The organism is Nocardiopsis sp. NPDC050513 (assembly GCF_044457925.1).
Classification (GTDB): domain Bacteria; phylum Actinomycetota; class Actinomycetes; order Streptosporangiales; family Streptosporangiaceae; genus Nocardiopsis.
This window is the reverse complement of the sequence record NZ_JBITHK010000004.1, coordinates 256995-274460: the sequence shown is the minus strand read 5'-3', so window position 1 is coordinate 274460 and position 17466 is coordinate 256995. Positions and strand designations below refer to the sequence as shown.

At 73.1% G+C, this 17466-nt stretch carries 20 protein-coding genes; 2 read left to right on the top strand and 18 right to left on the bottom strand.

Annotated elements, in window-relative coordinates; all coding sequences use genetic code 11:
• Window positions 1–13: 13 nt before the first annotated feature.
• Window positions 14–205, top strand: a complete 192-nt coding sequence (locus ACIBFB_RS09135; RefSeq protein WP_397227993.1) for a hypothetical protein — start codon at window positions 14–16, stop codon at window positions 203–205.
• Window positions 206–380: 175 nt separating this feature from the next.
• Here ACIBFB_RS09135 and ACIBFB_RS09130 read toward each other — a convergent pair whose 3' ends face one another.
• Both ACIBFB_RS09130 and ACIBFB_RS09125 read right to left on the bottom strand, forming a co-directional pair.
• Window positions 381–1367, bottom strand: coding sequence for a threonine/serine dehydratase (locus ACIBFB_RS09130; RefSeq protein ID WP_397227991.1), 987 nt, complete (start codon window positions 1365–1367; stop codon window positions 381–383).
• Between the two features lie 63 nt (window positions 1368–1430).
• On the bottom strand, window positions 1431–1733 hold the full coding sequence (locus ACIBFB_RS09125; protein ID WP_397227989.1) for a hypothetical protein: 303 nt from the start codon (window positions 1731–1733) through the stop codon (window positions 1431–1433).
• 145 nt (window positions 1734–1878) lie between these two features.
• Between ACIBFB_RS09125 and ACIBFB_RS09120 the strand changes: the two genes are divergently transcribed.
• Window positions 1879–2472: a flavin reductase family protein gene (locus ACIBFB_RS09120; protein WP_397227987.1), complete on the top strand. Its 594-nt coding sequence runs from the start codon at window positions 1879–1881 to the stop codon at window positions 2470–2472.
• Between the two features lie 52 nt (window positions 2473–2524).
• On the opposite strand, the gene ACIBFB_RS09115 is transcribed toward ACIBFB_RS09120, so the two are convergent.
• The 16 genes from ACIBFB_RS09115 to ACIBFB_RS09040 all read right to left on the bottom strand — a co-directional run bounded on the left by ACIBFB_RS09115 (window position 2525) and on the right by ACIBFB_RS09040 (window position 17466).
• A complete protein-coding gene (locus ACIBFB_RS09115) occupies window positions 2525–3193 on the bottom strand; it encodes a maleylpyruvate isomerase family mycothiol-dependent enzyme (protein WP_397227985.1) in 669 nt (222 codons plus the stop codon).
• Between the two features lie 77 nt (window positions 3194–3270).
• Entirely contained in the window at window positions 3271–4629 is a 1359-nt protein-coding gene (locus ACIBFB_RS09110) for a cellulase family glycosylhydrolase (RefSeq protein WP_397227983.1), read from the bottom strand.
• 171 nt (window positions 4630–4800) lie between these two features.
• Window positions 4801–6570 (bottom strand): glycoside hydrolase family 6 protein, encoded by a 1770-nt coding sequence (locus ACIBFB_RS09105; RefSeq protein ID WP_397227981.1) that lies wholly within the window; start codon window positions 6568–6570, stop codon window positions 4801–4803.
• A gap of 406 nt (window positions 6571–6976) precedes the next feature.
• Complete coding sequence (locus ACIBFB_RS09100; protein ID WP_397227979.1) at window positions 6977–7597, bottom strand: FMN reductase; 621 nt, start codon at window positions 7595–7597, stop codon at window positions 6977–6979.
• Window positions 7594–8697 (bottom strand): LLM class flavin-dependent oxidoreductase, encoded by a 1104-nt coding sequence (locus ACIBFB_RS09095; RefSeq protein WP_397227977.1) that lies wholly within the window; start codon window positions 8695–8697, stop codon window positions 7594–7596. Before ACIBFB_RS09095 ends, ACIBFB_RS09100 begins: the two co-directional genes overlap by 4 nt.
• A gap of 404 nt (window positions 8698–9101) precedes the next feature.
• On the bottom strand, window positions 9102–9452 hold the full coding sequence (locus ACIBFB_RS09090; protein WP_397227975.1) for an ADP-ribosylation/crystallin J1: 351 nt from the start codon (window positions 9450–9452) through the stop codon (window positions 9102–9104).
• Window positions 9453–9837: 385 nt separating this feature from the next.
• Window positions 9838–10476, bottom strand: coding sequence for a DUF4333 domain-containing protein (locus ACIBFB_RS09085; RefSeq protein WP_397227973.1), 639 nt, complete (start codon window positions 10474–10476; stop codon window positions 9838–9840).
• Between the two features lie 216 nt (window positions 10477–10692).
• Window positions 10693–11067 carry a hydroxyphenylacetyl-CoA thioesterase PaaI gene (paaI, locus tag ACIBFB_RS09080; protein WP_397228437.1) on the bottom strand — a complete coding sequence of 125 codons (375 nt, stop codon included), beginning with the start codon at window positions 11065–11067 and terminating at the stop codon, window positions 10693–10695.
• 44 nt (window positions 11068–11111) lie between these two features.
• Window positions 11112–12209 (bottom strand): 1,2-phenylacetyl-CoA epoxidase subunit PaaE, encoded by a 1098-nt coding sequence (gene paaE / locus ACIBFB_RS09075; RefSeq protein WP_397227971.1) that lies wholly within the window; start codon window positions 12207–12209, stop codon window positions 11112–11114.
• Window positions 12209–12730 carry a 1,2-phenylacetyl-CoA epoxidase subunit PaaD gene (gene paaD, locus ACIBFB_RS09070; protein ID WP_397227969.1) on the bottom strand — a complete coding sequence of 174 codons (522 nt, stop codon included), beginning with the start codon at window positions 12728–12730 and terminating at the stop codon, window positions 12209–12211. Before paaD ends, paaE begins: the two co-directional genes overlap by 1 nt.
• Window positions 12724–13602, bottom strand: a complete 879-nt coding sequence (gene paaC / locus ACIBFB_RS09065) for a 1,2-phenylacetyl-CoA epoxidase subunit PaaC (RefSeq protein ID WP_397227967.1) — start codon at window positions 13600–13602, stop codon at window positions 12724–12726. Before paaC ends, paaD begins: the two co-directional genes overlap by 7 nt.
• Before the next feature lie 60 nt (window positions 13603–13662).
• Window positions 13663–13968 carry a 1,2-phenylacetyl-CoA epoxidase subunit PaaB gene (paaB, locus tag ACIBFB_RS09060; RefSeq protein ID WP_397227965.1) on the bottom strand — a complete coding sequence of 102 codons (306 nt, stop codon included), beginning with the start codon at window positions 13966–13968 and terminating at the stop codon, window positions 13663–13665.
• Window positions 13965–14933 (bottom strand): 1,2-phenylacetyl-CoA epoxidase subunit PaaA, encoded by a 969-nt coding sequence (gene paaA, locus ACIBFB_RS09055; protein WP_397227962.1) that lies wholly within the window; start codon window positions 14931–14933, stop codon window positions 13965–13967. Before paaA ends, paaB begins: the two co-directional genes overlap by 4 nt.
• Before the next feature lie 96 nt (window positions 14934–15029).
• On the bottom strand, window positions 15030–15818 hold the full coding sequence (locus ACIBFB_RS09050) for an enoyl-CoA hydratase-related protein (RefSeq protein WP_397227960.1): 789 nt from the start codon (window positions 15816–15818) through the stop codon (window positions 15030–15032).
• Window positions 15815–16696: a 3-hydroxyacyl-CoA dehydrogenase family protein gene (locus ACIBFB_RS09045; protein WP_397227958.1), complete on the bottom strand. Its 882-nt coding sequence runs from the start codon at window positions 16694–16696 to the stop codon at window positions 15815–15817. Before ACIBFB_RS09045 ends, ACIBFB_RS09050 begins: the two co-directional genes overlap by 4 nt.
• Window positions 16693–17466, bottom strand: a complete 774-nt coding sequence (locus ACIBFB_RS09040) for an enoyl-CoA hydratase/isomerase family protein (protein WP_397227956.1) — start codon at window positions 17464–17466, stop codon at window positions 16693–16695. The genes ACIBFB_RS09045 and ACIBFB_RS09040 overlap by 4 nt, the downstream gene beginning before the upstream one ends.

The following is a 17466-nucleotide window of genomic DNA, read 5'->3' as shown; positions in this document are numbered from 1 at the left end:
CCCCGGAGCCCCTATGACCGACCCCGCGTCCTTCACCACCGCCCTGTGGACCCTGCTGACCGGTGCCGCGTTCGTTCTGGCCCTCGGGCTGGCGATCATCTCCGACATGGCCCTGCGCCGACGCGAGGACCGCGCCGCGGCGGCCCGCCGCGCCACCGAGAGCGCCGAGGTCGCCGAACGGAACGGTCACCCGGCCGCCCACTGACCCCGGAGCCCCGCACCCGGGGCCCCGCCCGGTCGCGGATCCCTCCGCGCCCCGGCGTCCTCCTCAACCGCCCCGGCCCGCGCACGGGTGACGCGGAGGCGTCGCCGAACAGCGGCAGCGCGCTCAGCGGCGGCCAGGCGCCCAGGACCGCCCGGAGGTCCCGCCGCACGGGACGTCAGTCCCCGGACATCGCCGGGCCCCGTTCCGGGCGCACCAGGCGGGCGAACAGGACCGGATCCACGTTGCCGCCCGAGACCACCGCGACCGTCGCCCCGGGCCGTCCCGGTTCGGTGGCCACCCGGCCCGCCATGACCGCGGCGGCGGCCAGGGCGCCGCTCGGCTCGGCCACCAGGCGGGCGCCGTGCGCCAGGGCGGCCACGGCACGGGCGATCTCCTCCTCGCTGACCGTCACCACCTCGGTCACCCGCGCCGACAGGTGGGCGAAGGTCAGGTCCGACAGGCACACCCGCACCCCGTCCGCCATGGTCCGGCCGGTGCGTTCGGTCGGCCAGGCCACCCTGCGCCCGACGCGCAGGCTCTCGGCCGCGTCGGCGGCCAGTTCGGGTTCCACACCCACCACCCGGACCGGGCGCGGCCGCACGGTCATCGCGGCGGTGGCCACCCCGGAGGCGAGTCCGCCCCCGCCCACCGGGACCACGATCGTGGTCACCTCGGGCGACTGCTCCAGGATCTCCAGACCCACCGTCCCCTGACCGGCGATCACCCGGGGGTCGTCGAAGGGCGGGACGAGGGCGAGCCCCTCCCCCTCCGCCAACTCCCGCGCGACGGCCGACCGCCGCTCCGGAGGCACCACGACCAGGCGCGCGCCGCACGCGCGCATGCGGTCGACCTTCACCTTCGGCGCGCCCTCGGGGACGACCACCGTGCACGCCACCCCCAGCTCCCGTGCCGCGTGGGCCAGCGCCAGACCGTGGTTGCCGGACGAGTGGGTGACCACGCCCGCCGCACGCCGGTGCGGGTCGAGCAGCGCGACGGCGTTGGCGGCGCCGCGCAGTTTGAACGCCCCGGTCGGCTGCAGGCTCTCGGGCTTGACGAGGAAGGGCGGCCCCCCGGCGGGACCGACCGTCAGGGGCGTGCGCACGACGCGGCCCTCCAGCCGGGTGGCGGCGGCGCGCACGTCGTCGGCGGTGACCAGTTCCATCCGTCCGGTATGCCCCGCACCGGCGCGCCGACACCGGCCCCCGTCCCGGTGCGCGGCCGGACCTCACATGACCACGACGTACTTCTCCCACGGGAAGACGACGCCGTCGTCATTGGCCTCCACCACCCGCGCGTCGGCCGACTGGCACGAGCCCTTCATCACCTTGATACGGGCGTTGGTCGAGTTGACCACGCCCGCCGTCTCCGCGGGAATGCGCAGGCAGCCGCTGGGGTTCGCGCGATGCACGGAATTGCCGTCCAGCCTGACGAAGACGATCTCGCCCCTGGCCGCGACGGCGGGCGATGCGGCGCCCAGGGCGAGCACGGCGGCGGCGAGGACTCCGGCGGCGCAGAGCGGTCGACGCATGATTGACTCCTTTGAGAACGCATGTCGCAACTGTCCGTAATTGACTTGAGAGCACATCTACCACGTGCGGCCCCGGCGCGCACTCACCGCGCGCGGCGGGGCCGCCGCGCGTCGCGCGAGGCCGTGCGGTAGATTGCGGAACCCGATGCGTACTGAATGGACTCCCCAGGACCTGCCCGGACAGGCCTTCTACCGACTGCTGACCGCCGTGGTGGTGCCGCGGCCCATCGCGTGGGTCTCGACCACCTCCGAGTCGGGTGTGGACAACCTGGCGCCGCACTCCTTCTTCACCGTGGCCTGCACGGATCCGGCGATCGTGCAGTTCACGTCGGTGGGGCGCAAGGACTCACTGCGCAACGCGGAGGCGACCGGGGAGTTCGTGGTCAACCTCGCCCCGGAGGGGCTCCGAGAACAGGTGAACGCGACCGGCACGCCCTACCCGCACGACGTGAGCGAGTTCGACGCGGTCGGCCTCGCCCGGGAGACGAGCAGGGCCGTACGGCCGCCGCGCGTGGCCGACTCGCCCGTGGCCCTGGAGTGCGTGCTGCACTCGACCGTGCGCCTGGGCGACTCGACGGTGGTCTTCGGCCGCGTGGTGCACGCCGCCGTGGCCGGAGAGGTCCTGGTCGACGGCCACCCGGAGGCCACGCGGCTGCGGCCGCTGGCGCGCCTGGGCCGCGACGAGTGGTCCGCGCTGGGCGAGGTCAGCGCGCTCGAACGCCTGCCCTACCGCCCCTGAGCCACCGCCGAACCGCCCGGAGCGAGGGTTCCCCGCCCGGGCGGCCGCGCGGTCAGAGGTCCAGGTCCCGGTCCGGCGCGGGCAGGGTCGGCAGGCGACCGGCCACGGCCGACGGGTCGCCGGACCAGTCCATGGCGGTGATCTGGGCGATGCTGCGGCGGCCGGTCAGAGCCCGGGCGAGTTCGAAGACGCCGGCCCGCAGCTCCAGTTCCTCCCCACCGCCCAGCCGCCACTCCTGACCGGTGTCGGCGCCCACCACGCGCACCCCGGGAAGGGCGTCGTCCCAAGCGCGCGCGAGGCCGCGCAGGACGAAGTCGGCGAGCTGGTCGGCGTACTCGGTCTGGGGCGCCATCCCCAGGGCACCGCGCAGGTCGTTCTCGTGGTGCCACACGTCGAGCGCGGGCAGGGCGTAGCGCGCCCCGGTCTGGCGGGCGACGACCGTCAGAAGGGCGGGCGTGGCCGCGCGCCACTCGTCGCAGATCGCGGGCAGGTCGTCGTCGGCGCGCTCGGCGACCTGGCGGGCGGTCGCCTCGTCGTCGGAGGGCGGAGTCAGGTCCCTGTGCGCGACGTCGACGCTGATCCCCGCCAGGTGGGCGTAGGTCTGGCGCACGTCCCAGGCGGGGCAGGCGGGAACGGGGGTGGCGAGCTGGTCGGCCGTGAGTTCGGCGGCCAGGTCCAGAAGCCTGTTCTGGCAGCTGGTGTACACGCTGACTGAGTCCATGCGCACACGCTACCGAACAGCGTTCGGACACCGCCGGACCGCCCTGGAGCGCCGGTCCGGGGCGGTCGCGGTCCCGGTCAGGAACCGGCGTCGCAGGCGAGTCCAGGGACCTCGGCGGGGCCCTGCCGGGTTCCGGTGAAGCCGAAGGCGGTGGTCGCGCCCTCGGGCAGGACGGCGTTGTACCCGGCGTCGACCGCCGTGACCCGGGACCCGCTGGTGGAGACGGCGGCGTTCCAGACCTGTGCGATCCCCTCCCCCGCGGGCAGGGACCACCGCACGGTCCACCCGTCCAGGTCGGCGCCGGCGGTGACGGCGACCTCCGCCTGGAAGCCGCCCTGCCACTCGCGGACCACGGCGTACGCGGCCGTGCAGTCCGCGTCGGCCGGAGGACCGGTGGGGCCGTCCGTGGGCGGATCGGTGGGTCCGCCCCCGCCTCCGTAGACCGGCGCCTCGACCGCGGTCTCGGCGATGCCGTCGGGGCCGTGGAAGATCCGCTCGCCCCAGGGCGTGAGCCGGGTGGCGTCGAAGTCCTCGACCATGTCCAGGTACTCGACCCCGCCGCTGTTCCCGCTCCAGGACCAGCCGACGTAGCCGAGCCCCAGCCGCTGGGCGTGCTCCATGACCGCGGCCTCGTCGGGGTCGCCGTCGCTGTGGTCGTGGCCGAACTCGCCGACGATCAGCGGCAGCCCGGCGTCGACGAAGGACTCCATGTAGTCGACGACGGTCGACTCCTGCTCGTACACGCCGTACATGTGCACCGAGAAGACGGTGTTGGCGTGCGGATCGGAGTCGAAGACGCCCTGGGCCTCCCTCCGCATGGTCCCCCGCCAGTCCTGGCCCCAGTTGGGGGCGTCGACCACCAGCGTGTGGTCGAACCCGGCGTCGCGCAGGCGGTCGATCGCCCGGCTGGTGTCACCGGCCCAGTGCTCGTTGGCCGCCTCGTCGTTGCCGAAGGGCTCGTTTCCGATGTTGACCAGGACGTGCTCCTCCCGGCCCTCCACGGCGTCGCGGACGCGCAGCCAGTAGTCGACCGCCTGGTCCAGGGTGGCGGCGCCCGCCTGCTCCCCGTACCCGGTGGTGTCGTGCACCTCCAGGACGCAGATCAACCGGTTGGCCACGCACCGGTCGACGACGTCGGCCACGTCCCCGGCGTCGTTCTCGGTCCAGCGGTCGCCGCTGCTGAGCACGACCCGCACCGCGTTGGCGCCGAGGGACTTGATGTCGGCGAGGGATCCGGCCTCCTGCGGGTACCAGGTGTGGGCGTGGCTGACGCCCCGGATGACGAAGTCGTTGCCCGCGGCGTCGACCAGGCGGCCGTCCTCGACACGGAATCCCGCGTCGGCCCGCGCGGGCAGTGCGTGGACCACGAGGGCCGCGACGAGGACGAGGACCGCACTGAGGACGGCGAGCAGGCGCGGGGGTGTGGGGGGTGGCAAGGCGTCTCCCTTCGGAAAGGCGGTGGGACGACGTCGTCTGACCAGACGGAGGCGCCGCGGGCGGTATCCGCGGCCGCCTCGTGTCCCGGGGGCCGGGTCCCTGTCGGTGAGCCGCCCGCGGCCGAGCGGCTCACCCGGGATGTGCCGGGGCCAGCGCGGACCCCGGCGGGATCAGTCGACGGACGGGTGGGCGTTGGCCAGCAGCTCCTGGAACTGCTCGGAGAACCAGTGGCCGGAGAGCGGGGCGTTCGGCAGGGCGCCGCTCATGCTGTGGCCGTTGCGCGGGTTGCCCTCGTAGGTCGGGTCGCACATGCGGTCGAAGCCCTTGCCCTCGTCGTTGGGGATCTCCTCGCTGGAGCCGTCGGACTCACCCGGCGGCTTCATCCACACGTAGGCGTCGATCCCCGACGCGGGAGCGGCCTGCGGGCGCTCCCCCAGCCCGGCTCCGGCCTGGTTGCACCAGTTGCCGACGTGGATGCGCCGGTCCATCCGGCTCTGCTCCACGTAGGTGTCGACGTCGTTGGACGAGCTCGGCGCGGTCGGACGCCCGTCGCCGCCCCAGCCGTTGCGGGAGGTGTCGATGAGCATGCCGATGCCGTCGTCGAACCCGAGGCCGACCAGCTCCTCCCGGAGCGCCCGGGCGAAGGAGAGCTCGTCGGCGTAGCGGTTCCAGTCCACCCAGGAGGACTGGCGGACCAGCGCGCCGCCGATCACTCCGTCCACGTCGATGTAGGGCTCCTCCAGAGCCGAGTAGTTGGCCGTGTTGGCGATGAATCCGTGCACGTCGTCGGGGGTGGCCCCGGCGGCGTTGGCCGCCTCGTGGAACAGCTGGGCCGAGGCGCCGAAGTTGTCGTCCCAGCCGATCCAGCCGTGGTGGCCGGCGTCGACGTAGTTGTAGACGTTGTCGATGGCGCCGAGCGTGGCCAGGGCGTACCCCACGCCCTCGACGTAGTTGCCGTTGGCCAGCATCACGTCGCACTCGGGGGTGGCCGTGGGCCGGGAGCCGACGTTGGTCACCAGGTTCGGCAGCGAGTCGATCTCGACCGTGGTGACGACGCGCAGTTCGGTGTCCTCGTAGTCGGCGAGGATGTCGGCGATCGGGTCGATGTACTCGTCCTTGTACCGGTCGATCTCGTCGGGGCCGAGCTCGCCGTTGGAGGCGAGCGCGGCGCAGTCCCTGCCGGGCAGGTTGTAGACGACGAGCTGGAAGACCAGGGGCTGGCCGCCGGCCTGTGCCAGCGCCTCGTCGAGGTGGTCGCGCAGGCCCATCTCGCCCGTGGTGGGGCTGTCGTTGCCCTCGATGGCGCTGATCCGGTCCAGCCAGACCCCGGTGGGCTCGTCGGCCACGGCGTCGCCGCCGGGCTCGGCCGCGGCGTTGGCCGACCAGATCGGGTTGACATAGACGTCCGCGCCGACGTAGGGGTTGTCGACGCGCTCACCCGGCGTGGGGTCCGGGTCGGTGGGCTCGTCGGTGGGGTCGTCCGTGGGGTCCGGGTCGACCTCGCCCTGGCACACCGTGCCGTTGAGGGTGAACGCGGTCGGAACCGGGTTGTCGTCGCCGTAGGTGCCCTGGAAGCCGAAGGACACGCTGGCCCCTGTGCCGACGGAGCCGTTGTGCCCCACGTTGGCGGCGGTCACGGTCGCGCCGGACTGGGTGTGGGTCGCGTTCCACATGTTGGTGATCCGCTGGTCCCCGTCGAAGTCCCAGCTCAGTTCCCAGCCGTCGACGGGGTCGCCGAGGTTGGAGATCTCCACGTCCGCGGTGAAGCCCGAACCCCAGTCGTTCGCGATCCGGTAGTCGACCTCGCACTCGGTGGCGGCGCTGGCGTACGTGGGGAGGGTGACAGCGGCCAGTGCGCCGCCGAGGAGGACGGCGGTCGTCGCGGCGATGCCGCGTCGTGCGACCGGACCTGGCGCCGGTGCGCGTCTGGATGTGCTCATCTGCTCTTTCCTCATGGTCGGGGGTGGTTCCATCAGGTTTCGGGCGAGCACGGGCACGGGGGGCGCGCGGGCGGTGGGCCTGATCGGCCGGGGGTCGTCGACGGTTCCGGGCGGAGGGGGCATGGCGGCGGCCTCGGAGTCGGCATGGGGAGAAGGTCCTGGGAGCGCTCCCATTCGAAAGGCGAGGACAGGCGCCCACGGAGGACCATGGCGTCGCCTGTGATTCGCCCCACGTTCGGGAGCGCTCCCATGAGCGTAGTCACGATGGGTCCGCGTGTAAACACCCCATGAAGAAGTGATGTCCGGTAGGCCGTCCGTCCAGCACCGTCCCCGGCGGAGGCCGGAGGCGGAACGGGCCGGGCAGGGTCGTGGCTCCCCTACCCGGCCCGGGGGGCCTGGGCGGCCGTCACCGGCCCAGGCCGCTCATCAGCTCGTCGAAGGAGACGGGATCCTCGAAGCCGTCGCGGCCCGCGGGCGCGTGGTCGATCGCCAGCGCCGCCAGCTGGCGGGCCGCGCGCCCGATCCGCTCGGTCAGCTCACGGCCGCCGCCCTCGCCCGATCCCCAGTCCTCCGAGGCCGCGTACACCCCGGTCGGCGCCACGGTCGAACGCGTGTGGGTGAACATCGGCCGCAGCGCGTGGTCGAGGACCAGCGAGTGCCGGGGACTGCCCCCGGTGGCTCCGACCAGCACGGGCTTTCCGTCCAGGGCCTCGGGGTCGACCACGTCGAAGAAGGACTTGAACAGACCGCTGTAGGAGGCGTTGAACACCGGACTGACCGCGATGACGCCGTCGGCGGCGGCCACCCGCTCCAGAACCTCGCGCAGTCGCCCCGTGGGCACGCGGGTGGTCATGGTGTTCACGATGTCGTGGGCGACCTCGCGCAGCTCCACGAGGCGGGTCTCGGCCCGCACGCCGCGCTCGTCCAGCGCCTCCGCGGTGGCGGCGGTCAGCCGGTCGGCGAGCAGGCGGGTGGAGGACGGGGTGCTCAGCCCCGCCGTGACGGTGACGATCGAGCGGACGGTCATCGAACGGCCTCCTGGGTCGGGTCGGCCTCCTGCCGGGCGGCCAGCAGGGAGGCGTGGGTGGGCGCGTCGGGGACGTGGGCGGGTCGGCCGGAGGCGAACTCGCGGCGCAGCACGGGCACGACCTCCTCACCGAGGAGGTCCAGCTGTTCCAGGACGGTCTTGAGCGGCAGGCCCGCGTGGTCCATGAGGAAGAGCTGGCGCTGGTAGTGGCCGAAGGAGTCGCGGAAGCCCAGGGTGCGGTCGATGACCTCCTGGGGGCTGCCCACGGTCAGCGGGGTCTCCCGGGTGAACTCCTCCAGGGAGGGGCCGCCGCCGTAGACCGGCGCGTTGTCGAAGTAGGGCCGGAACTCGCGGACGGCGTCCTGGGAGTTCCTGCGCATGAACACCTGCCCGCCCAGCCCGACGACGGCCTGGTCGGCGGTGCCGTGGCCGTAGTGCTCGAAACGGCGGCGGTACAGGGAGATGAGCCGCTTGGTGTGGGTGGCGGGCCAGAAGATGTTGTTGTGGAAGAAGCCGTCGCCGTAGTAGGCGGCCTGTTCGGCGATCTCCGGGCTGCGGATGGAGCCGTGCCAGACGAACGGCGGCACGCCGTCCAGCGGGCGCGGGGTGGAGGTGAAGCCCTGCAGCGGGGTGCGGAACCTGCCCTCCCAGTCGACGACGTCCTCGCGCCAGAGCCGGTGCAGGAGGTTGTAGTTCTCCAGGGCCAGCGGGATGCCCTGGCGGATGTCCTGGCCGAACCACGGATAGACCGGGCCGGTGTTGCCCCGGCCCATCATCAGGTCCACGCGTCCGTCCGCCAGGTGCTGCAGCATGGCGAAGTCCTCGGCGATCTTGACCGGGTCGTTCGTGGTGATCAGCGTGGTGGACGTGGACAGGACGAGGTCGGTCGTGCGCGCGGCGACGTAGCCGAGCATGGTGGTCGGCGACGAGGGCACGAACGGCGGGTTGTGGTGCTCACCCGTGGCGAAGACGTCGAGGCCGACCTCCTCGGCCTTGAGGGCGATGGTGACCATGGCCTTGATGCGCTCGGCCTCCGTGGGCGTGCGCCCGGTGGTGGGGTCGGTGGTCACGTCGCCGACCGTGAAGACTCCGAACTGCATGGCCCGCTCCCAAGTTAGCTTCCAAAGAAGTAGTTTCTAGCGAAACTATCATGCCGAACAGCGGCCCCCACCGCGGTATTCCCCACGGGCCGGCGGGCGGGCGTTCACCCACAGGCACGCTCCGTATCCACTGAACGTCACCGAAACGTGCTATCCCTGACAGTGGCGGATACCGCGACGGTCACCGGGAGTCATCGCGGCCGAGCGCGGCTGGAGAGCACAGGAGAAGGAGGAGGGCGCCGACCGCCCGACCGGGCGCCCGACACCCCCCATGGCCACCACCCTCGACCCTCGACGGCACGTCCCCCACCAGCACCGGAACACCCACGACGACACCGACCGCGCTCCGGCCGACCGCGAGCCCGTCGTGTTGGCCGACGCCCTCGGCGAGGTCCTCGACGTCCTCAGCCGGGCAGGAACGAACGCACCAGCTCGATCGGCCCCACGAGGTGCGCGTTGAACTCGGACAGCTCCTCGGCGGGCACCCACAGCTCCAGGATCGTCCGGCCGCCGGCCTGACGCACCGGATACCGGGCGGCGAAGGCCGCGTCCACGTGGAACCGCGTGACGTGGCCCTCGCCGTCGCGGGGCAGGTTCCAGTCGCGGGCGATGCGGACCGCGTAGTCCTCGTTCAGCACAGGGTAGAAGATGGGCTGTTCCGGTAGGCGAGGGGGCCATTGGCGCCATCCGGACTCCCGGACCAGAGCCAACTCCTCGGGGCCCGTCGGACGCCACAGCGTCAACACGTCGCGCACACCGCCACCTCCCTCACACCGATCGGATGAGCAGCATAGGGAGCCGTGGACCACTCCGCACCCCGTTTTTACCGTCGGGGACGAAAATCGGCCCCGGCGTAGGGAACACTGGACCTGTACGAAGCGTTCTCACAGGTGAAGCGCCCCACAGGACCCCGGAAGACCCCGTCCACCCACTCTTCACGAGGCGCTCACACAATCCATGCGCGGGTGCTGGTGCCCGTGTCGGCAATGGGGGTTACCGACACGTACTCAGACGCCCACCCGCCTTCCCAGCGGCCGGACCGCACTCAGTGCACACTGGCCGCGCACGCTGTGGCCCGCGTTGGGGGACGCGGGCCACAGCTATGTCCGGGGGGCTGGAGAGCCCGGATGCCGCCGGGCGCTACATGGGCTGCTCGTCGACCTGGATGTCCCACTGGACGTTGTCCCCGTCGACCGAGGTCGTCGTGACGGTCACGCCGTAGTTCACACCGCCGTCCACGAGGGTGCAGCGGATCTCGGCGCCCACCTGCGCGGGGAGGCCCTGGGGGCAGGTGAAGTCGTCGGGGGCCTGACCGACCGTCGCCTCCAGCTGGGCGGACGACTGCTGGGCGACCTGTTCGGCGGGAACGGTGCCACCGTTCGCCACGCCGGTGTCGCCGCCAGCGGTCTCATCACCGGAGGTGCCCTCGCTCGCGGTGTCGTGGGTGGGGGCCTCGTCGACCTGCACGTCCCACTGGACGTCGTCGCCGTCGACGGAGGTCGTCGTGACGGTCACGCCGAGGGTCTCGCCGCCGTGGGTGAGCTCGCAGCGGATCTCGGCGCCCACCTCCGCGGGGAGGTCCTCGGAGCAGGTCAGGTCGTCAGGGGTCTGGCCGATCTCCTCGGCGAGCATCTCGCTCGAACGTTCGGCGACCTGGTCGGCGTCGACGGCGGAGGGGCCGCCGACGCTGAAGTTGAACGAACAGCCGGTGGACAGGAGCAGGGGGAGCGCTCCCAGTGCCACTCCGGCGATGATGCGATGACGTGGGATCCGCCGCATCGCGGCCTCCTCGGTGTGCGGTGACATGCCACGTGGACAGACGACGGGGACGGCGCGTGCGTTCCGGGGCCGGGGGCTTCGATACGCGGCCGTGACCTCGTGTTCGCCTCCTGGCGCATGTCCGCCGCACCGGCGGGGCCTCTCCTCGCGCACCGTTCGCTCCCGGGACACCCGTGGGGCCGGGCCCTCGCGGCCCGGCCCCACGCGCGCGGTCGCTCACCCGCCGTTGAGCGTGCGGCTGCGTCCCCGGAACTCGGCGACGACGTCCTCGCCGCGGCGGACGGTCACGTCGACCACGCCGTTGCGCCCGTAGGCGACCCGCTCCACGGCCGTGGCCACCAGCACCTCGCCCTCGTGGACCGGGGCCACGAAGGTGATGTCGGCGCCCGAGGCCACCGTCACCCCGCGCCCGTCCCGGTTGCAGGCGCACGCGAACGCGGTGTCGGCCAACGTGAACACGAACCCGCCGTGCGCGATGCCGTGCCCGTTGACCATCAGCGGCCCCACGGTCATCTCGACCGTCGCCGTGCCCGGCCCGGCCTCCACCAGCCGCATCCCCAGGTTCTTGGACGCCTGGTCGGCCTCGAACATCCGCCGCGCGGTCTCGTTGCCCCCGGGGGCCTCCCCGATTCCGTTCACGAGTCGAAGTCCACGGTCACGGCGTCGGTCTCGGGCAGCGACTGGCAGGAGAGCGCGTACCCGGCCTCGACCTCCTCCTCGGACAGGGCGTAGTTGCGCAGCATCCGCACCCGTCCGTCGCACACCTTCACCCGGCACGTCCCGCACACACCGCCCTTGCAGGCGAAGGGCAGGTCCGGGCGGTAGCGCTGGGCCGCGTCCAGGACCGGCACACCGCGCGGCAGGGTCAGGGTGGTGGTGCGCCCGTCCAGGACGACCGTGACCTCGCTGGCCGGGCCCTCCACACCGGGCTCCTCGTGGCGCGTCCGCGGCGGCGGTTCGTCGCCCTCGACGAAGAACAGCTCCTGGTGCACGCGCTCACCCGGCACACCGCGCCCGCGCAGCACCTTCCGGGCGTCGGTCACCATCGCGTAGGGCCCGCACAGCCACCAGTGGTCGCCGGGGTCGGCGGCCACCACCGTGTCGAGCAGCTCCTCCAGCTTGGCGGCGTCCAACCGGCCGGTGAACAGCTCGGTTTCGCGCGGCTCGCGGGAGAGTACGTGGACGAGTTCGAAGCGCGGGCCGAACGCGTCCTTGAGGTCGGCCAGATCGTCGGCGAACATCACGGTGTCGCTGCGCCGGTTGCCGTACAGCAGCACCACGTGGGAGTCGGTGGCGCGCAGCAGGGAAGCCGCCATCGACAGCATCGGCGTGACGCCCGACCCGGCGGCGACCATGACGTGCCGCCCGGAGACGGTCAGGTCGGGGCAGAACCGACCCGTGGGGGCGCCGACCTCGATCTCCTCCCCCGGCCGCACCTCGTTGACGAGCCAGGAGGAGAACAGTCCGCCCGGCACCAGGCGCACACCCACCCGGGGAGCCTGGCCCGCGGCCGAGCAGACGGAGTAGCTGCGGCGCTCCTCCACCCCGTCCACGACGCGGCGCAGGGTCAGCGACTGCCCGGGAGCGAAGGCGTACTCCCCGGCCAGGTGGTCGGGCACGTCGAAGGTGACGGCGACGGCGTCGTCGCACAGCCGCTCGACGTCGGCCACCCGCAGCCGGTGGAACGCGGCGCCCCGGCGCGGCGGCGCGGTCTCGGTGGCGGTCGTGGTCATCAGACCTCCTTGACGTGCTCGAAGGGTTCGAGGCAGGAACGGCAGCGGTGCAGCGACCGGCAGGAGGTCGCACCGAACCGGGACAGCTCCTCGGTGTCGGCGGTCCCGCAGCGCGGGCAGCGCGGAACGGTCCGGGTGGGTGACAGGGTCAGCGGGACCGGCCCCGACGCGCGGCGGGGCGCGCTCCCGGGCGGCGAGATGCCGTGCTCGGCGAGCTTGCGCCTGCCCTCGTCGGTGATCCAGTCGGTGCTCCAGGCCGGGGCCAGCGCCGTGCGCACCTCGACCCGTTCGAACCCGGCCGCGCGCACGGCACGGTCGACGTCCGCGCGCATCTCGGCGATGGCCGGGCAGCCGGTGTAGGTGGGCGTGATCCACACCGCGACGGTGCCGTCGCCCTCCACCGCCACCTCCCGCAGGATGCCCAGGTCGGCGAGGGTGAGCATGGGCAGTTCGGGGTCGGTGACCGCGGCGGCCGCCGCCCGGGCGCGGTCGCGCGCCTGCTCCCTGGTCGTGGTCACCATGTCGCCTCCGGGTGCTCGCGGGCCACCTTCTGGAGCTCGTCCAGGAGGGGGGCCAGGTCGGGGGTGTGGACGCCGTCGCGCCCGGCCACGGCGGGCTCGGGGAACGCGGGCGGCGCGTCGAGGGTGGCGGTCGTCAGGACCTGGGTGAGGACGTCGTGCACCTCGGCGCGCACGGTCGCCGGGTCCACGGCCGCTCCCTGGGCGGCCAGCCTCGCCTCGACGGGGTGGGTGGCGAACGGCTCGCCGGTCAGCGGCCACACGTCGGCCACGGCCTCGGCCGCGCGTTCGTGGGAGTAGGGGGTTCCGTCGCCCAGGCGCAGAGCCCAGGACACCGCGTACTCCCGGTGGTAGGCGAGTTCGTGCACGGCCTTGGCGGCGATCGCGGCCAGGACGGGATCGCGGCTGTCGGCCAGGCGGGTGAACACGGCCAGCCGGGCGCTGGAGAGCACCAGGAGAGTGACGATCGCCCGCGCGAAGTCGCCCCGGGGCGCCTCGGCCAGGTGCACGTTGCGGAACTCGCCCACCGACCGGTGGAAGGCGAAGGCGTCCTCGTCGCGGCCGGTGCCGTCGGCCTGTCCGGCCCGCGAGAGCAGCAGCCGCGCCTGGCCGAGCAGGTCCAACGCGATGTTGGCCAGGGCGACCTCCTCCTCCAGTTCGGGGGCGTCGGTCACCCAGTGCACGAGCCGCTGCGCCTGGACGAGCGCGTCGTCACCGAGCATCTGGCAGTACAGCGCCAGGTCGGCGCCGTCCACCCCCTCGGGCAGGGTGGTGTCCACGCCCGCGAGGGCGTCGGTGAACCCGGTCCCGAAGGCCCAGCGGGCGTCGCCGCCGTGCTCCTCGCTCAGGGCCGTGTAGATGTTGTCGCCACTCATGCTTTCCTCGGTCTCGTCCCGTCGCCCCCGGCCTCGGCGGGCGCCCGCCCGGGCGTCCGCTCAGATGTGCGGGACATCGTCGGGGATGGGGTAGAAGGTGGGGTGCCGGTACACCTTGTCGCCGCTGGGGTCGAAGAAGGGGTCCTTCTCGTCGGGGCTGGACGCGGTGATGTGCTCGGCGCGCACGACCCAGATGCTCACGCCCTCGTTGCGGCGCGTGTAGAGGTTGCGCGCGTTGTGCAGGGCCATGCGGTCGTCGGGGGCGTGCAGGGAGCCGACGTGGACGTGGTTGAGTCCGCGCTTGCCCCGGACGAAGACCTCGTAGAGCGGCCACTCCGGGCGCGCGGGGACCGTGTCGCTGCTCATGCCGTGGCCTCCTGGTCGTGCTTGCGGGCGTAGGCGGTGGCGGCCTCGCGGACCCACGCGCCCTTCTCGTGCGCGGCGCGGCGGCGCTCGATCCGTTCGGCGTTCCTGGGTCCGCTGCCGGAGACGACCTGTCTGAACTCCACCCAGTCGGGTTCGCCGAAGTCGTGGTGGCCGCGCTCCTCGTTCCAGACCAGCTCCGGGTCGGGCAGGCTCACGCCCAGCCGCTCGGCCTGGGGGACGGTCATGTCGACGAACTTCTGGCGCAGGTCGTCGTTGGTGTCGCGCTTGATCCGCCAGGCCATGGACTGGGCGGTGTTGGGCGAGTCGGCGTCGGGCGGGCCGAACATCATCAGCGAGGGCCACCACCAGCGGTCGACCGCGTCCTGCACCATCGCGCGCTGGGCCTCCGTGCCCTCCATCATGCGCATGAGCAGCTCGTAGCCCTGGCGCTGGTGGAAGGACTCCTCCTTGCAGATGCGCACCATGGCGCGGGCGTAGGGCCCGAAGGAGCTGCGGCACAGCGGCACCTGGTTGCAGATCGCCGCCCCGTCCACCAGCCAGCCGATCACGCCGACGTCGGCGAAGGTCAGCGACGGGTAGTTGAAGATCGAGGAGTACTTCTGGCGGCCCTCGATGAGCCGCCGCGTCAGATCGGCGCGGTCCACGCCGAGCGTCTCGGCGGCCGCGTACAGGTACAGGCCGTGCCCGGCCTCGTCCTGGACCTTGGCCAGCAGGATCGCCTTGCGGCGCAGGCTGGGCGCCGACGCGATCCAGTCGCCCTCGGGCTGCATGCCGATGATCTCCGAGTGGGCGTGCTGGGACACCTGGCGCACCAGCGTCCTGCGGTACCCGTCGGGCATCCAGTCGCGCGGTTCGATGCGCTGGTCGGCGGCGATCCTGCCGTCGAACTCCGCCTGGCGGACGTCGGCGCCCTCGGGCGGCGCCTGGGCCGTCACGGTGGACATGGTTGGCTCCCCATTCATAACCGAACGTTCGGTCAGTAATTAGTATCCACCGGTCCGGCCGCCCGGGCAAGCCCCCGGACGGCCGGACCGGGCAGGTCAGCGACCGGTGAAGGCCGGCGCCTCCTTGTCGAGGAAGGAGTTCACCGCGCCGACGTGGTCGGCGGTCACGCCCAGCCGGTTCTGCAACTCGGCCTCCTCCTCCAGCAGGGAGGGCAGCTCACGGGTGCCCGCGGCCGCCGCGCGCACCTCGCGCTTGGCCGCCGTGAACGCGAGTGTGGGGCCCGACGCCAGTCGCGCGGCCACCTCGCGGGCGCGCTTCTCCCAGGCGTCGTCGTCCACGACCTCCGTGACCAGCCCCAGCTCCAGCGCGCGGTCGGCGCCGACCGTCTCGCCCAGCAGCATCAGCTCCATCGCCCTCGCCTGGCCCAGCGAGCGCACCAGACGGTAGGCCAGCCCCGAGTCCGAGGCCAGACCGATCCCGGTGAACGCCGTGCCGAACTTCGCCCGGCGGGCACTGATCCGCACGTCCCCGGCCAGCGCGAAACCCAGCCCCGCGCCCACGCACGCCCCGCCGACGCCCACCACGACCGGCACGCGGATGTCCTCCATCGCCAGCACGATCCGGTTGTAGTGCTCGCGCACGGTGGTCAGCGCCTGCCCGGGGGCCTCCTTCAGGGTCCGCGCGTGCTCGGCCAGGTCCTGGCCGACGCAGAACGCCCGGTCCGACCCCAGCAGCAGCACCGCCCGCGCGGTCCCGGAGTCCGCCGCCGCGCGCAGCGCCGCCAGCAGGTCCTCCTTGACCCGCCGTGTCAGCGCCGGTCGGTGCAGGCGCACCGTGGCCAGCCCGTCGGCCTCGTCGAACTCCGCCGCCCTGTGTTCGCTCACGCCTCGTCTCCCTCGTCCCAGGTGTGGAAACCGCGCCCCGTCTTGCGACCGAGCCTTCCCTCGGCGACCATACGGCGCAACAGGGCGGGCGGCTCGAACCGGTCCCCGAGTTCCTCGGCCAGGTGTTCGGCGATGGCCAGCCGCACGTCCAGGCCCACCAGGTCGGTCAGGCGCAGCGGGCCCATCGGGTGCCGGTAGCCCAGCTCCATGGCGGTGTCGATGTCGGTGGGCGAGGCCACCTCCTCCTCCACCATGCGGATCGCCTCCAGGCCCAGCGCCACGCCCAGACGGCTGGTGGCGAACCCGGGCGCGTCGCGGACCACGATCTCGGTCTTGCCCAGGGCGGCCACCCAGCCGCGCACCGCGGTCACGACCGCCGCGTCGGTGTCCGGGGCGGTGACGATCTCCACCAGCCTGGAGGCGGGGACGGGGTTGAAGAAGTGGGTGCCCAGGAACCGGCCGGGCCGCCGGAGCGCGGCGGCCAGGTCGGTCACCGACAGCGAGCTGGTGTTGGAGGCCAGGACGGTCTCCCCGCCGACGGCGGCCTCGGCGGCGGTGAGCACCGCGATCTTCAGGTCGGTCCGCTCCGGGACCGCCTCGACGACCAGCCCGGCGTCGGCGGGGATGCGGGCGGTGTCGGCGGCGGTGGACAGCCGCGCCAGGTAGGCCGCGGGTTCGGCGTCGATCCGGCCGCGCTCGCGCGCCCTGTCCAGCCCGGCGGCCACCCGGCCCCGGCCCGCCTCGGCGGCCGCGTCGGTGGCCTCGACCAGCACCACGTCCGCGCCCGCGGTGAGGAACTGCTGGACGATCCCCGCGCCCATGGTGCCGCCGCCGATGACGGCGACGGTCCCGGGCACGCCCGTGTCGGTGCTGCTCAAGGTTTCTTCCTCTCCAGGAAACGGGTCATCCGGTCGTGCTTGTCGGCGCCCTCGAACAGCACGGCCTGGGTCAGGTCGTCGGCGATCGGGTGGGCGCCGTCGGCGTCCAGGACCATCTTGGTCAGGCGCAGGGCCAGCGCGGAGGAGGCGGCCATGCGGTCGATGAGGGCGTGTGCCCGGTCCCTCAGCTCCTCGGCGGGCACGATCTCGGCGACCAGGCCGTGTCTCAGGGCCGCCCCGGCGTCCAGCCGGAACCCGCCCAGCAGGACCTGCTTGGCCACGGACAGCCCGACCAGCTCCCGCAGCCGCCAGCAGGCGCCCGCTCCGGCGATGATGCCCAGGCCCGGCTCGGGTTGGGCGAACACGGCGGCGGGCGTGGCCAGACGGACGTCGCACGCGTAGGCGAGTTCGGCGCCGCCGCCCAGGGCGTAGCCGTGCACGGCCGCGACGGTGGGGACCCGCAGCCGGTGCAGGCGTTCGAACAGGCGGCTGTTGATCCCGGCCAGGGCCTCCTCCCGGCCGCGTTCGCGCAGTTCGGCGATGTCGGCGCCGCCCGCGAACACGTCGCCGTGCCCGGTGAGCAGCAGGGGCCGGGGGTCGGCCTCCACCCGGGCGCACACCTCGTGCAGCTCGGCGATCATCGTCCCGTTGATGGCGTTGCGCGCCCGCGGGCGGCACAGCTCCACCACGACGCGGTCCTCGCGCCAGTCCACGCGCAGCGTCGCGAAGTCGCCGCCCCCGCCCGCGATGCCGTCGTCGACGTCGCTCAT